General features: G+C 74.7%; 10 protein-coding genes. 6 read left to right on the top strand and 4 right to left on the bottom strand.

Annotated elements, in window-relative coordinates; genetic code table 11:
* Positions 1–107: 107 nt before the first annotated feature.
* Genes ACIGW2_RS07165 through ACIGW2_RS07145 form a run of 5 tightly spaced genes read left to right on the top strand, consistent with a single transcriptional unit; the run spans position 108 to position 5864 of the window.
* Complete coding sequence (locus ACIGW2_RS07165) at positions 108–1952, top strand: ABC transporter substrate-binding protein (RefSeq protein WP_399841722.1); 1845 nt, start codon at positions 108–110, stop codon at positions 1950–1952.
* Positions 1953–1955: 3 nt separating this feature from the next.
* Complete coding sequence (locus ACIGW2_RS07160; protein WP_399841638.1) at positions 1956–3029, top strand: ABC transporter permease; 1074 nt, start codon at positions 1956–1958, stop codon at positions 3027–3029.
* Entirely contained in the window at positions 3026–3910 is an 885-nt protein-coding gene (locus ACIGW2_RS07155; protein ID WP_399841636.1) for an ABC transporter permease, read from the top strand. The genes ACIGW2_RS07160 and ACIGW2_RS07155 overlap by 4 nt, the downstream gene beginning before the upstream one ends.
* The gene (locus ACIGW2_RS07150; RefSeq protein WP_399841634.1) at positions 3907–4881 is read left to right on the top strand and encodes an ABC transporter ATP-binding protein; all 975 of its coding nucleotides are present in this window, start codon (positions 3907–3909) and stop codon (positions 4879–4881) included. Before ACIGW2_RS07155 ends, ACIGW2_RS07150 begins: the two co-directional genes overlap by 4 nt.
* Entirely contained in the window at positions 4878–5864 is a 987-nt protein-coding gene (locus ACIGW2_RS07145; protein ID WP_399841631.1) for an ABC transporter ATP-binding protein, read from the top strand. The genes ACIGW2_RS07150 and ACIGW2_RS07145 overlap by 4 nt, the downstream gene beginning before the upstream one ends.
* Before the next feature lie 60 nt (positions 5865–5924).
* Here ACIGW2_RS07145 and ACIGW2_RS07140 read toward each other — a convergent pair whose 3' ends face one another.
* Complete coding sequence (locus ACIGW2_RS07140) at positions 5925–7022, bottom strand: hypothetical protein (RefSeq protein WP_399841629.1); 1098 nt, start codon at positions 7020–7022, stop codon at positions 5925–5927.
* A gap of 40 nt (positions 7023–7062) precedes the next feature.
* The gene (locus ACIGW2_RS07135) at positions 7063–8238 is read right to left on the bottom strand and encodes a type III polyketide synthase (RefSeq protein ID WP_391656840.1); all 1176 of its coding nucleotides are present in this window, start codon (positions 8236–8238) and stop codon (positions 7063–7065) included.
* A gap of 147 nt (positions 8239–8385) precedes the next feature.
* On the opposite strand from ACIGW2_RS07135, the gene ACIGW2_RS07130 reads away from it, so the two are divergent.
* A complete protein-coding gene (locus tag ACIGW2_RS07130) occupies positions 8386–9603 on the top strand; it encodes a cytochrome P450 (protein ID WP_391656839.1) in 1218 nt (405 codons plus the stop codon).
* A gap of 33 nt (positions 9604–9636) precedes the next feature.
* Here the strand turns inward: ACIGW2_RS07130 and ACIGW2_RS07125 are convergent, their stop codons facing one another.
* Both ACIGW2_RS07125 and ACIGW2_RS07120 read right to left on the bottom strand, forming a co-directional pair.
* Positions 9637–10602, bottom strand: coding sequence for a bifunctional riboflavin kinase/FAD synthetase (locus ACIGW2_RS07125; RefSeq protein ID WP_399841626.1), 966 nt, complete (start codon positions 10600–10602; stop codon positions 9637–9639).
* A 58-nt stretch (positions 10603–10660) separates the two neighbouring features.
* The gene (locus ACIGW2_RS07120; RefSeq protein ID WP_391656837.1) at positions 10661–13732 is read right to left on the bottom strand and encodes a trypsin-like peptidase domain-containing protein; all 3072 of its coding nucleotides are present in this window, start codon (positions 13730–13732) and stop codon (positions 10661–10663) included.
* Positions 13733–13916: the final 184 nt, after the last annotated feature.

Below are 13916 nucleotides of genomic sequence, written 5' to 3'. Positions count from 1 at the left end.
GACGGCAGACCACCGCTGATACACCTTCGCTTCATCCATCGTCAGCCCAAGATCCACGGCACTTCCCCCGACGCACGCATCCCGACGCGAGGTCACGCCCCATGGTCATGGTCACGAAGGTTCCACCCCGTCCGGCAGCCGTCCCGAGAGCCCGCCGCCCGCTCCGTCTCCTGCTCGCCGCCGGCGTCACCGCCGCCGCGCTGACGGCCGTGCCGGGCACCGCCGCGGCGGAGGACGGGAAGTCCGGCGGCAGCACGCTCACCGTCGCCGTCTCGCAGAGCGTGGACTCGCTCTCGCCGTTCCTGGCCCAGAAGCTGGTGTCGACCAGCATCCACCGCCTCGCGTACGAGTACCTCACCAACTACGACGTGAAGGACGCGCACCCGGTCCCGGGCCTCGCGACGGAGTGGAAGTCCTCGCCGGACAAGCTCACCTGGACGTACACGATCCGCAAGGACTCGTTCTGGTCCGACGGGCGGCAGGCCACCGCGGAGGACGCGGCCTGGACCTTCAACAAGATGATGACCGACCCCGACGCGGCCACCGCGAACGGCAGTTTCACCGCCAACTTCAAGAAGGTCTCCGCGCCCGACCCGCAGACCCTGGTCATCGAGCTGAAGCAGCCGCAGGCGACGATGACCGCGCTCGACGTGCCGATCGTGCCCAAGCACGTGTGGGAGAAGGTCTCCGACTTCTCCAAGTTCAACAACGACCGGCAGTTCCCGATCGTCGGCAACGGGCCCTTCATCATCACCGACTTCAAGGTCGACCAGTACATCAAGCTCAAGCCGAACAAGAAGTTCTGGCGCGGGGCGCCGAAGTTCGACGAGCTGGTCTTCAAGTACTACAAGGACGGCGACGCGGCCGTCGCCGCGCTGCAGAAGGGCGAGGTGTCCTTCGTCCCGAACCTGACGCCCGCTCAGGCCGCCGCGCTGAAGACCCAGAAGAACATCAGGGTCAACGACGCCCCGGGCCGGCGCTTCTACGCGCTCGCCACCAACCCCGGCGCCCGCGCCAAGGACGGGAAGACCTTCGGCAACGGCCACAAGGCGCTGCTCGACCCCGAGGTGCGCAAGGCGCTGTTCCTCGCCGTGGACCGCACGACGCTGGTCGACAAGGTCTTCCAGAACCACGCCGTCGAGGGCGAGGGCTACATCCCGCCCCGCTTCGGCTCGTACTTCTGGAAGCCCTCCGACACCCAGAAGCGGGCGTACGACCCGGCGAAGGCGGCCCAGGTCCTGGACGCGGCCGGATACCGGACGAACGCCGAGGGCAAGCGGCTCGGCAAGGACGGCAAGCCGCTGGAGTTCCGCATCCTGTGCCACGCCACCGACCCCAACGACAAGGCCTCCGCGAAGTACCTCCAGGAGTGGTGGGGCAAGCTGGGCATCGGGCTGAAGGTCGAGTGCCTGGACAGCGTGTCCGACCCGTGGGCGAAGGGCGACTACGACCTCGCCTTCGACGGCTGGTCGGTCAACCCGGACCCGGACTACGTGCTGTCCATCCACACCTGCGGCACCCTGCCCGCGACCCCGAAGGACACCGGCGCCACCGACAACTTCATCTGCGACCCGCAGTTCGACGCGTTGTACGCGCAGCAGGCCGTCGAGTACGACGCCGCGAAGCGCGCGGACCTGGTCAAGCGGATGCAGTCGCGGCTGTACGACACCGGGTACATGAACGTCCTCGCGTACCCGAACGCCCTGGAGGCGTACCGCACCGACCGGATCGGCTCCATCACCACCATGCCCGAGGCCGCCGGCAACCTGTGGGGCCAGGACGGTTACTGGAGCTGGTGGTCGGCCACCCCCGCCGCGAAGACCGCCGGTGACGGCTCCGAAAGCTCCTCCACCGGCGTGGTCATCGGGATCGGCGCGGCCGTCGTGGTCGTCCTCGGCGCCGGGATCGTGCTCGGACTGCGCCGCCGCTCCACCGCCGACGACCGCGAGTAGCCCGTGACCAGCGCCAGCACGCCCGCCCCCTCCGTGGTCCCGGCCGATCCGGCCCGGACCACGGAGGGCGGCGCCCCCCGCACCCGTACCAGCGCCTTCCTGCCCTATCTGCGGCACGCGGCGGCCAAGCTCGCCGGCGCGGCCGTGTCCCTGCTCGCCGTCCTGGTCACCAGCTTCTTCCTGTTCCGGATCATCCCGGGCGACCCGGTCAAGGCGATGACCCACGGCATGCCCACCACGGCCGAGCAACTGGCGACCCTGCGGCACCAGTTCGGGCTCGACCAGCCGATGTGGCAGCAGTTCACCGACTACTGCGCCAAGGCGCTCACCGGCGACCTGGGCACCTCCTTCCAGTTCCGCGCCCCGGTCGGCGAGCTGATCGCGCAGAAGCTGCCGGCGACGCTGCTGCTCACCGGCACGGCGGTGCTGCTCTACTCCGCGCTCGGCCTGTGGCTGGGCACCCGCTCCGCGTGGCGGCACGGCAGCATCGGCGACCGGCTGAACACCGGGATCGCGCTGACCCTGTGGTCCGTGCCGTCGTTCTGGCTCGGGCTGCTGCTGATCATCGTCTTCTCGGTCGGCATGGGGCCGGTCCCCGGCCTGTTCCCCACCGGCGGCATGGAGTCCGGCTCCGGCGAGACCGGCTTCGCGCACGTCCTCGACGTCGCCCACCACATGGTGCTCCCGGTGCTCACCCTGGTCGCCGTGGGCTATGCCCAGACCCTGCTCGTGATGCGCTCCTCGCTGCTCGACGAGATGGGCAACGACTATCTGACCACCGCGCGGGCCAAGGGTCTGCGCGACGACGCGGTGCGCCGCCGGCACGCCGTGCCGAACGCCCTGCTGCCGACCGTGACCATGGTCTTCATCAACCTCGGGCACGTGGCCGCCGGTTCGATCCTGGTGGAGACGGTGTTCTCCTGGCCGGGCCTCGGCGGCCTGTTCTACCAGGCACTCAGCGTGCCCGATCTGCCCCTCGTACAGGGCCTGTTCGTGGTCTTCGCCGGCGCGATGATCGTGATGAACCTGATCGCCGACCTGCTCTATCCGCTGCTCGACCCCCGGGTGGGCCGATGACCTCTCTGACCTGGGAACGCCGGCGCGGCAGCGCCGCCCGCTTCTGGACCCGCTACCGCACCCACCGCGCCGGACTCTGGGGCCTCGCCGGCCTCGCCCTGATCGGCCTCGTCGCGCTCACCGCGCCCCTCACCGTCGGCGCGGACGTGCAGTCCGTGACCGACGCACCGGGCACCGCACTGGAGTCGCCCAGCGCCGAATTCCCGCTGGGCACCGACCAGTTCGGGCGATCCCTGCTCGGCCTGCTGATCTGGGGCGCGCGGATCTCGCTGCTCGTCGGGCTGCTCGCGGCCGCCCTGTCGGTGGCCATCGGCACCCTGGTGGGGATCGTCGCGGGCCACTACGGCGGCTGGTTCTCCACCGTCGTCATGCGGGTCACCGACTGGTTCCTGGTGATGCCGACCCTGGTCCTCGCGATCGTCCTGGCCACCGTGATGTCCCGGTCGATGTGGACGGTGGTCCTGGCCATCGGCGTGACCAGCTGGCCGACCACGGCCCGGCTGGTGCGGGCGCAGACCATCGCCGTCGAGTCCCGCCCGTACATCGAGCGGGCGAGGGCGCTCGGCGGCGGGCACGGGCACGTGATGACCCGGCACGTGCTGCCGAACGTGATGCCGCTGGTGCTCGCGCAGACCACCCTCGGCATCTCGACGGCCATCCTCACCGAGGCCACCCTGGCCTTCCTGGGCCTCGGCGACCCGACCGTGGTCTCCTGGGGCGGGATGCTCCAGGACGCCCGCGAGGCGGGCGCGGTGTCCTCGGGCCACTGGTGGTACCTGGCGCCACCCGGCATCGCCATCGCGCTGGTCGCGCTGGCCTTCACGCTGTGCGGGCGGGCCATCGAGTCCGTCCTCAACCCGAAGCTGGGGGTGGGGCGTTGAGCACGGAGCCACTCCTTGAGGTGCGGGACCTCAGCGTCACGTACGGGACGGGGCCGGCCGCCGTCCCGGCCGTGCGCGGGGTCGACCTCACCCTGCCCGCCGGGCAGAAACTGGGCCTCGCCGGCGAGTCCGGCTGCGGCAAGTCGACGATGGCGCTCGCGCTGCTCCGGCTGCTCCCGGCCTCCGCCCGGACCAGCGGGAGGATCCTGCTGGAGGGCGAGGACGTGCTCGCCATGAGCTGGGGGCGGCTGCGCGCGGTGCGCTGGGCGGGCGCGTCGATCGTCTTCCAGGGCGCGATGCACTCGCTGAACGCGGTGCGCCGGATCGGCGACCAGATCGCGGAGCCGCTGCTCGTGCACGGCCGGGCCACCCCGGCGGCGGCCCGCGCCCGGGTCGGCGCGCTCCTGGAGCAGGTCGGGCTGCCGGCCGCCCGGGCGGCGGCGTATCCGCACGAGCTGTCCGGCGGGCAGCGGCAGCGCGTGATGATCGCGATGGCGCTGGCCTGCGACCCCCGGCTGATCGTGGCGGACGAGCCGACGACCGCGCTCGACGTGATGATCCAGGCGCAGATCCTGCGCCTGATCGAGCGGCTGGTCGCCGAGCAGGGCATCGGGCTGCTGATGATCAGCCACGACCTCGCCGTGCTCGCCGACACCTGCGACCGCCTCGCGGTGATGTACGCGGGCCGGGTGGTCGAGGAGGGTCCCGCGAAGGCGGTGTACGAGGCGGCCGCCCACCCCTACGGGCAGGCGCTGTCCTCGGCGTTCCCCCGGATCGGCGACCCGGCCTTCCGGCGCGCCCCGCGCGGCCTGCCGGGCGACCCGCCGGACCCGGCGGACCTGCCGGGCGGCTGCGCGTTCCGGCCGCGCTGCCCGGTGGCGGTGGAGCGGTGCGCGACGGAGGACCAGGAGCTGCGGCCGGCGGGCGCGGGGCGCCGGGCGGCCTGCGTACACGTGGGGAGCACGGCATGAGCGCGACGGAATCCCTCCTGGCCGCCCGGGACCTGCGGGTGGCGTTCCCGGGGCGGCGGGGCGCGCCGCCGGCGCGGGCGGTGGACGGGGTGGACCTGGACATCGGCGCGGGCGAGATCGTGGCCCTGGTCGGCGAGTCCGGCTGCGGCAAGACGACGCTGGCCCGCTCGCTGCTCGGCCTGGTGCGCCCGACCGGGGGCGCGGTGCGGTTCGCGGGCTCCCCGCTCGCGTACTCGGGCAAGGCGCTCAAGGCGTACCGCCGGCGCGTGCAGCTGGTGCTCCAGGACCCGAGCGGTTCGCTGAACCCCCGGCACACCGTGTACGACGCGGTGGCCGAGGGCCTGCGGATCCACGGGTACGCGGGGGACGAGCGGGCGGCGGTCGCCGAGGCGCTGGCGCGGGCCGGGCTGCGGCCGCCGGAGCGCTTCTTCCTGCGCTATCCGCACGAGCTGTCGGGCGGGCAGCGGCAGCGCGTGGTGATCGCGGGCGCGCTGGTCCTGGAGCCCGAACTGATCGTCGCGGACGAGCCGGTGGCCTCGCTCGACGCCTCGGTGCGGGGCGAGATCCTGGCGCTGCTGCTGCGGCTGCGTGACGAACTGGGCCTGTCGGCCCTGGTGGTGACGCACGACCTGGGGCTCGCGTGGAACATCGCGGACCGGGTGGCGGTGATGTATCTGGGCCGGATCGTGGAGACGGGCCCGGTGGAGTCGGTGCTGACGGCTCCCCGACATCCGTACACCCAGGCACTGTTGTCGGTGCTGCCGGAGTCCGGCGGCCATCCGGTGGTGCTGTCCGGGGAGCCGCCGGACCCGGCGCGGATCCCGTCCGGCTGCCGTTTCCACGTGCGCTGCCAGGCCCTTGCCTCGGGTGCGGCGGCGGAGGTCGCCGACCGCTGCCGTACGGCGGACCCGGCGGTCCTGGGCGGCGGCCCGGGCGCGGCGGCGGCCTGCCATCTCGCCCGGCCGGAACCCGTACGGGACTGAGCACGCCCGAGCCCGCGCCCGGTGGGGGGCGCGGGCTCGGGGCCGTACGACGGCGGCCCGTCAGGGGGCGGCCGGCCGGGGCGCCGGCTGCGCGGCGGGCTGGGCCACGGGCTGCCGGTCAGGCTCGGCCGCCGGCTTGGCCTCGGGCTTCGCGACCGGTTGCGTGGCGGGCTTCGCCTCGGGCTGCCGGTCAGGCTCGGCCGCCGGCTTGGCCTCGGGCTTCGCGGCCGGCTGCGTGGCGGGCTTGGCCTCGGGCTTCGCCGCCGGCTGCGCGGCGGGCTTGGCCTCGGGCTTCGCCGCCGGCTGCGCGGCGGGCTTCTCCGCGGGCTTGCCGGCCGGCTTCCCGGCGTCCTTCGGGAGGATCTCGCAGGAGGAGATCGAGGTCCGGGTGGAGACCGACTTCACCGTGCAGGTGTCCTTGCCGACGCCCGCGTCGACGGTGCCCCAGTGCTCGCCGACGATCAGGATCGCGCCGTCGTGGCCGCTGATGGTGTCGTCGCCGGGCCCGGCCTGGATGAGGCCGCCCGACTCGGGGCCGAGCCCGGCGGCCTCGATGCGGTCGTTCTCGCTGCCGCCGAGGACCCGGCCGGAGAAGTCGACGACCCCGGTGCGGATGGTGTCCTTGCCGTCGTTGCCGGTGACGATGCCGCCGCCCCGGTTGAACTGGCCGGGAGCGCCGAAGACCGAGCCGGTGGTGATCTTGTCGTCGCCGTCGTCGCCGTGCACGATCGCGCCGCGCTCGGCGCCCTCGCCGTGCACGGTGGCGACCTTGATGATGTCGTTGCCGCGGTTGCCCCGGACCATGCTGAAGGTCTTCTGCGGCACCAGGTGCTTGGTGCGGATGACGTCGTCGCCCTCGCCGCCGAGCACGGCCGAGTCGATGACCAGGCCGCGCACCTCGATCTTGTCGTTGCCGGCGCCGCCGGAGACGGTCACGCCCTCCAGGTCGCTGTCGCAGAAGATGTCGTCGTCACCGGCGGTGCCGCTGACCGTGTCGCCGGGCGGCGCGGCGGTGCCGTTCACCCAGCACTGGTGCATCGGGACCCGCGCCGAGGCGTGGGCGGCGGGCACGCCGGTGAGGGTGGCGGCGGCGAGCAGGACGGCGAGCGCGGCGGGGCCGCGGGCCGCTCTGCCGAAGGAGGGCGGCGTGACGGACATGCGGTACTCCTCATGCAGGGGGTGGTGGGGGTGGGGCCGGTCAGGCGACGGAGCGGGCCGGGGCGGCGTGCCGGGGCGAGTAGCCCACGATCCGGCGGGCGTCGAGGCGCGGCTCGGGGGCGGCGTCGCCGTTGGTCCACCGGCCGAGGCACATCTCGGCGGTGATGCCGGGGCCGAAGCCGGCGAGGATGCCGCGGGCGCCCTCGGCGAGGCCGCCCTCGTCGAAGAGCCGGCGCACCGCGTCGAGGACGACGGCGCTGGCGATGTTGCCGTACTCGGTGAGCGTCGCCCGGCTGAACCGGAAGTCCTCCGGCGGGACTTCGAGGTAGTGGCTGAGGTCGTCGAGGATCCGCGGGCCGCCCGCGTGGATGATGTAGAAGTCGAGGTCGCCGGCGTCCCAGCCGTGCTCGCCCGCGAGGTGGCGCAGGGCGGGCGCGAGCGGCTCCATCGTGCCGGGCACCCGCTTGTCGAGCAGGAAGTGGAAGCCGGTGGCGCGCACGCTGTAGGCGATCCAGTCCTCGGTGTCGGGCACCAGATGGGAGTTGTTGCGCTCCAGGCGGATGCCGGTGCCGCCGCGCCCGCGCACCACGGCGGAGGCCACGGCGTCGCCGAACAGGCCGTTGGAGAGCAGGGTGCCGACGCCGAGGTCGGTGGGCTGGTAGCACAGCGAGCAGAACTCGCAGGCGACGATGAGGACGTTGGCGTCCGGGTAGGCGGTGCAGAAGTCGTGCGCCCGGTTGATCGCGGCTCCGCCGGCGGCGCAGCCGAGCTGGGCGATCGGCACCTGCCGGGTGTGGCTGGGGAAGCCCATGGTGTTGATCATCCACGCGGTGAGCGAGGGCATCATGAAGCCCGTGCACGAGACGTAGATGATCATGTCGATGTCGGCGGGGGTGAGTTTCGCGTGGGTCAGGGCCTCCTTGACGACCGCGGGCACGCGGGCCTTCGCCTCGGCCTCGTAGAGCGCGTTGCGCTCCTCGAACCCGGGATGTTTCAGGGTCTCCTCGATCGGCTGCACGATGTGCCGGCGGGTCACCCCGGTGTTCCCGATCAGCCTGAGGGCCAGGGCGAGTTGGGGGTGGTCGGCATGGCGTGCGCGGGCGAGGTCGAGGGTCTCCTCCATCGTGATCACGTACTCGGGTACGGCCACCGCGGGCTTGCACAGAGTCACCACGACACGCGCTCCTTCGTCTCGTTCGCCGTGAACTGGGCCCACACTCGCCCGGCGCTCCCCCGACCGCAACCGCGAGCGCGACGCCCCGGCCACGCTGTGTCACCAGCCGGGGAGGGCCCGCGTGCTCCGTACGGGGGGCTGTGGGCGTTCGGCGTGTCGCGGTCGCCGGGGCCCGGGAACACCGTCCTCATGACCTCCGAACCGACGGCCGCGCCGCGGCCGGTCCGCACCTGGGCGGTGGAGGACCTCCCCGCCCTCGACTTCGACCCGCTGCTGCTCGAGCTGCTCCACGAGGAGCCCGTCTCCCGGATCCGGCTGCCGTTCGGCGGCGACCACGAGGCGTGGCTGGTCACCCGGTACGACGACGTGCGCCTGGTGACCTCCGACCCGCGGTTCAGCCGCACGGCCCTGCTGGAGCGGCAGGTGACCGGCATGACCGGCCACATGGTGGCCTCCAAGGCGGCCCTGAACTACGCGGACCCGCCGTACCACACGCAGCTGCGCAAAGCGGTGACGAAAGCTTTCACCGGGCAGTCCACCAAACGGCTGCGCCCCCTCGCGCAGGCCACCGCCGACCGGCTCCTGGACGCCATGGAGGCGTCCGGCCGGCCCGCCGACCTGATGGCCCACCTGCACGGACCGCTGCCGATGGCGGTGGTGTGCGACCTGCTCGGCATCCCCGAGGAGGACCGTGCCGAGCTGGCCTCCTGGCCGGACCTCATCCTCTCCTCGGGCCCCGGCCCGGAGGGCAGCCGGGCCGCGAAGGCGCAGATCCACGGCTACGTCACGCGGCTCCTGGAGCGGCGGACCGCCGAGCCCTCCGACGACCTGGCGGGGGTGCTCGCCGAGTCGCTGGCGGAGGGCCGGGTGGACCGGGACGAGGCCGTGTCGCTGGCCATGGCGATCCTGATCAGCGGAGCGCACGCGGTCCGCAACAACAGCGCCAATATGGTCTATCTGCTGCTCACCCGGCCGGACCTGACGAAGCGGCTGCGGGCCGAGCCGGAGCTGCTCCCGCAGGCGGTGGACGAGCTGCTGCGCTGGATCCCGCACCGCAACGGCGTGGGCCTGCCCCGGATCGCCCTGGAGGACGTCGAGGTCGGCGGGGAGCTGATCCGGGCCGGCGAGGCGGTGTACGCGTCCTATCTGGCGGCGAACCGGGATCCGGCCGTGTTCCCCGACCCGCACACGGTGGACTTCGACCGCACGGGCACGGGGCACGTCTCCTTCGGGCACGGGCCGCACCACTGCATGGGCGCGATGCTGACCCGGATGGAGTCCGAGGTGATCGTGTCGACGCTGCTGGCCCGCTACCCGGACCTGCGCCTGGTGGGCCGTCCCGAGGACGTGCCCTTCCAGTCCCGGGGCCTGATCCGCGGGCCCCGGGAGCTGTACGTCACCTGGTGAGGGCGCCGGTGGCGCCGCCGGTGACGCGCGGGCTCATCGTCCGTCGTGGGCAGCGTCGTAGGCGGCGGTGAGCTCGCGGCACTTCTCGACGTCGTCGGCCATGGCGGCGAGCAGGTCGTCGAGGGTGTCGAACTTGAGCATGCCGCGCACGTAGGCGAGGAAGTCGACGGTCACGTGCAGGCCGTACAGGTCGAGGCCCTCGCGGTCGATCGCGTACGCCTCCACGGTCCGCTCGGTGCCGTCGAACTGCGGGTTGGTGCCCACCGAGATCGCGGCCGGCATCCGCTCGCCGGCGGCGGTCAGCCAGCCCGCGTAGACGCCGTCGGCCGGGATCGCGGTGTGCGGCAGGGTCTCGACGTTGGCGGTCGGGAAGCCGAGCTCGCGGCCCCGCTGGGCCCCGCGCACCACGATGCCCTCGACGCGGTGCGGCCGGCCGAGGATCTCGGCCGCGCCGGCCATGTCGCCCTCGGCGACGAGCCGGCGGGTGAGCGTGGAGGAGAACGGCTCGCCGCCCCCGGCCGAGCCGGTCACGCGCAGGTCGATGACCTCGACCTCGTAGTCGTAGGTCTCGCCGAGCTCGGCGAGGAACTGCACGTTCCCGGCGGCTCGGTGGCCGAAGCGGAAGTTCGGGCCCTCGATCACGCAGCGCGCGTGCAGCTTGTCGACGAGGACCTTCACGATGAAGTCGGCCGGGGACAGCTGCGAGAACTCGGCCGTGAACGGCAGGACGAGGACCGCGTCCACGCCCAGTTCGGCCATCAGCTCGGCGCGCCGGTGGTGCGGGGCGAGCAGCGGCGGGTGGCTGCCGGGGCGCACGACCTCGGAGGGGTGCGGGTCGAAGGTGACCACGACCGAGGGGACGCCCAGTTCGCGGGCGCGCTCCACGGCGCGGCCGATGATCAGCTGGTGACCGCGGTGCACTCCGTCGTAGGAGCCGATGGTGACGACGCTGCGCCCCCAGTCCTGGGGGATGTCCTCCAAGCCACGCCAGCGCTGCACTGTGACCGCTCCTCGTCCGCCTGTACCCATGTCCGCGTGTACGCCTGTTGGCGCAGGTCTAAGACTGCCATGAGCGTGCGGCTGCGTCGGCATCGGCATGGTGTGCGCCTCGTCTCGCGGCGCCGTGTTCCGGTCCGTCCGGGGGCGGTTGCGGGGGCGGCTCGGCGAGCCTTTCGTCGAGTACGGCCCTCAGTTCGGCGCGCAGGAAGCGGGAGGCGCCGGTGCCGGGCGCGGCGAGGACCGGGGCGAGCGCGGCCCGCTGGGCGGGCAGCCCGAGCAGTCCGAGGACCAGCGGGTGCAGGACGCAGCGCACCTCGGGGCCGCGCTCCAGGCGCCGGTCGACGAAGCCGGCGACGAGCGGGGCGCCCTCGGGGCAGGCGCGGGCGTACGCGGCGACGAGGGCGGCGGCCCGGCGGGCGAGCCGGGGCGTGTCGACGGCGGCGAGGGCGCGGAGCACGGCGGCGGCGCCGGTGCCGGCCCCGCCGCCGAGGAGCCGGGCGCGCAGCGCGTCGAGGACGGGCTCGGGGTGGCTGGGCAGGGCGGCGGTCAGGGCGTCGGCGGGGACCCCGGGGTCGGCGAGGGCGCGCGGCAGGAAGCGCTCGCGGGTCTCCGGGTCGCGCAGCAGCAGTCCGAGGGCGGCGCCGTGCAGGGCCCGGTCGCCGGGCCGGGCGAGCAGCGCGAGGGCCGCGTAGCGCAGGGTGCTCCGGTCGGCGGGGTCGGTGGCGTGCCGGGCGGCGAGCTGTCCGTACGCGGCGGCTGCCGCCCGCCGTTCGGGGCGTCCGTCGTCGTGCGCCCAGCGGTCGACGGCCCGGCACAGCGCGGCCGGTTCGTCCTCGGCGAGCGAGGCGAGCAGGCCCTCGGCGAGCGGGTGGGCGGTGGCGACCAGGGCCTCGCACAGGTCGTCGACGGCGAGCCCGCGCCGGGTGTGCAGCAGCGCCTGGGCGGCGGCTCCGACGGTGGCGCCGGGCGCCCCGGAGAGCTGCCGCTCGTCGCCGAACCAGCGGCACAGCAGCGGTTGCACCCCGCGCGGGTCGGCGGCGAGCCGGGCGGCCGCGAGGTCGAGGAAGCGGCCCTCGGGGGCGGGGTCGGCGGCGACGAGCCGGCGCAGCAGGTCGAGCCGCTCGTCCTCGGCGACGGGCAGGTCGCGCCAGTAGCCGGCGCCGAAGCCGGGCAGCACTCCGCGCTCGCCGATGAGGTCGGCGAGCGCGCGGAGCACGGGGAGGTACGGGCGGAGGTCGGGGAGCTGGTCGAGCGCCCCGCGCAGCAGCCGGGCGGCCCACCAGTGTCCCTCCTCGTCCTCCCCCACCGCCGGTCCGTGCGCGGCGTCGACTGCGGGTTCGGCGGCGGGGTCGGCCGGGGGCCGGGCGAGGGCGTCGACGAGGGGGGTGAGCCGGGGGATCAGCCCCTCGGGCCCGTGCTCGCGGTCGAGGTGGTGCAGGGACTGCAGGACGGGGCCGATCCGGTGGCGCGGGACGGGCACCGGCGCCGGCCGGTGGACCAGGGCGTCCAGGGCCCGGTCGATGTCGAGGTGGGTGCCCTGGAGCCAGTCGGCGAGCTCCTCGTGGGCGAAGCGGTAGCCGCCGCCGGCGGGGACCAGCAGGGCCTCGGTGAGCACGGCGGAGGCCCAGCCGCCGGCCCAGGGGAACAGCTCTTCGAAGGACTCCCGGTCCAGTTCGCCCTGGCCGGGGCCGAGGCAGCGGCGGGCGGCCTCGTGGACCCGGCCGCCGACCCGGGCGGCGAGCCGGCGCACGGCGGTGCCGCGCAGCACCGGGCGTGCGGCGGCGGCGATCCGCACGGCGACCTTGAGGCACATCAGGTCCAGGTGGGCGGCGAAGATCTGGTCCCTTCCGGGCCGGCCGGGCAGGTCGCCGCGGGCGGCCTCCCGGACCTCGCCGAGCAGCCGCAGGGTGAGCGGGTGCCGGGCGTCGGCCTCGGCGACGGCGTCCTCGGGCACCCCGTGCCGGCGGCGGGCCGCGACGGCCTCGGCCTCGGTGAGGTCACCGAGCAGGACGACGTCGGGCGGGGCGGTCCAGTGGGCGCGGGCCTGCTCCCAGTGCTCGGGGCGGCAGGCGAGGACCAGCCGGGCCCCGTGCGCGGCCAGCCACTCCTCGGTGGCGGCGGTCCAGGGCCCGAGCCGGTGGGCGAGCAGCGGTGGCATCTCCTCGGGCCCGTCGAGCAGCACGAGCAGCGGCCGGCCGGCGTCGCGGGCGAGCGCGGCGGCCTGTTCGGGCGTGACGGTGTCCGGTGCGCCGGGGGTGCCGGAGGCGGCGGCGACCCGGCCGGCCCGGCGCAGCGCGCGCCCGACGGCGGCGGCGAGCGAGGGGTCGTCGGCGTGCAGGTCGGCGCCGCGCAGCCCGACGGTGGGCGCGGGCTCGGGGCCGCGGGCGCGGGCGGCGGCGAGGCCCGCGAGGGCGGTGCTGCGGCCGGTGCCGGGCAGGCCGACGACGGCGCGCACGGGGGTGCCGGGTTCGTCGCGGACCCGGGGCTCGGGCAGGTCCTCGGGGGCGCCTGTGGTGGTGGCGGTGAGTTCGAGGACGGCGCCGAGGTTGAGGTGGCGGCCGTAGCAGGGGACGGTCGTGGCGTTGCGGCGGAGCAGGGCGGCGAGCGGCCCCTCGGGCGGTACGGGCAGGGCGTGGCCGGCGGCGCGCCGGTCACCGTGGGCGGCGGTGCCGAGCACGGCGAGGACGGCGCCGGTGGCGGGGTCGAGGACGGGTCCGCCGGCGGCGGGGCCGCCGTCGAGGAGGGCCTCGGCGCCCTCGGTGCCGATGGCGAGTTCCCGGGCGGGTCCCGCGGTGGCGCCGAGCACCCGGGCCTCGCGCCAGCCGTGCGCGCAGATCCGCACGTACCGGCCGGGCTCCAGGTCGGGCAGGGCGGCCAGCGGCAGCGGGCGGACGGCGATGCCGGGGCAGCGCACCAGGGCGAGTCCGTGCGCGGGCAGCGGGGTGACGTCGGCGTCGGTGACGGGCCTGGGCGGTCCGGTGGGGGCGCGCAGCACGAGGGCGCGGTGGCCGGCGACGACCTCGTGGCCGGTGAGCAGGGTGCCGCGGTGGTCGGCGAGGAATCCGGTGCCGAGGGGCCGCCCGGCCGGATCCTCGATCCGCACCAGTGTCCCCAGGTCCCCGCTCCCCATGGGGAGACGGTAGGGCGGCGGTGATCCCCGGGTGAAGCGCGTCCGGGGAACGCGCCCCCTCGCACTCCCCGGTTCGCTTCGAGCGCTTCCCCGATGGGGTGAAAAACGGCGGTGGGGGGGGCCCCCCGGGGGCCCCCCCCCCCCCGCGTTAACGGCGGGGCACCCCGATACCGGCCCGCGCGTG

Source organism: Streptomyces sp. NPDC053541, from assembly GCF_044544705.1.
Taxonomy (GTDB): Bacteria; Actinomycetota; Actinomycetes; order Streptomycetales; family Streptomycetaceae; genus Streptomyces.
This window is presented reverse-complemented; position numbering and strand designations above follow the sequence as displayed.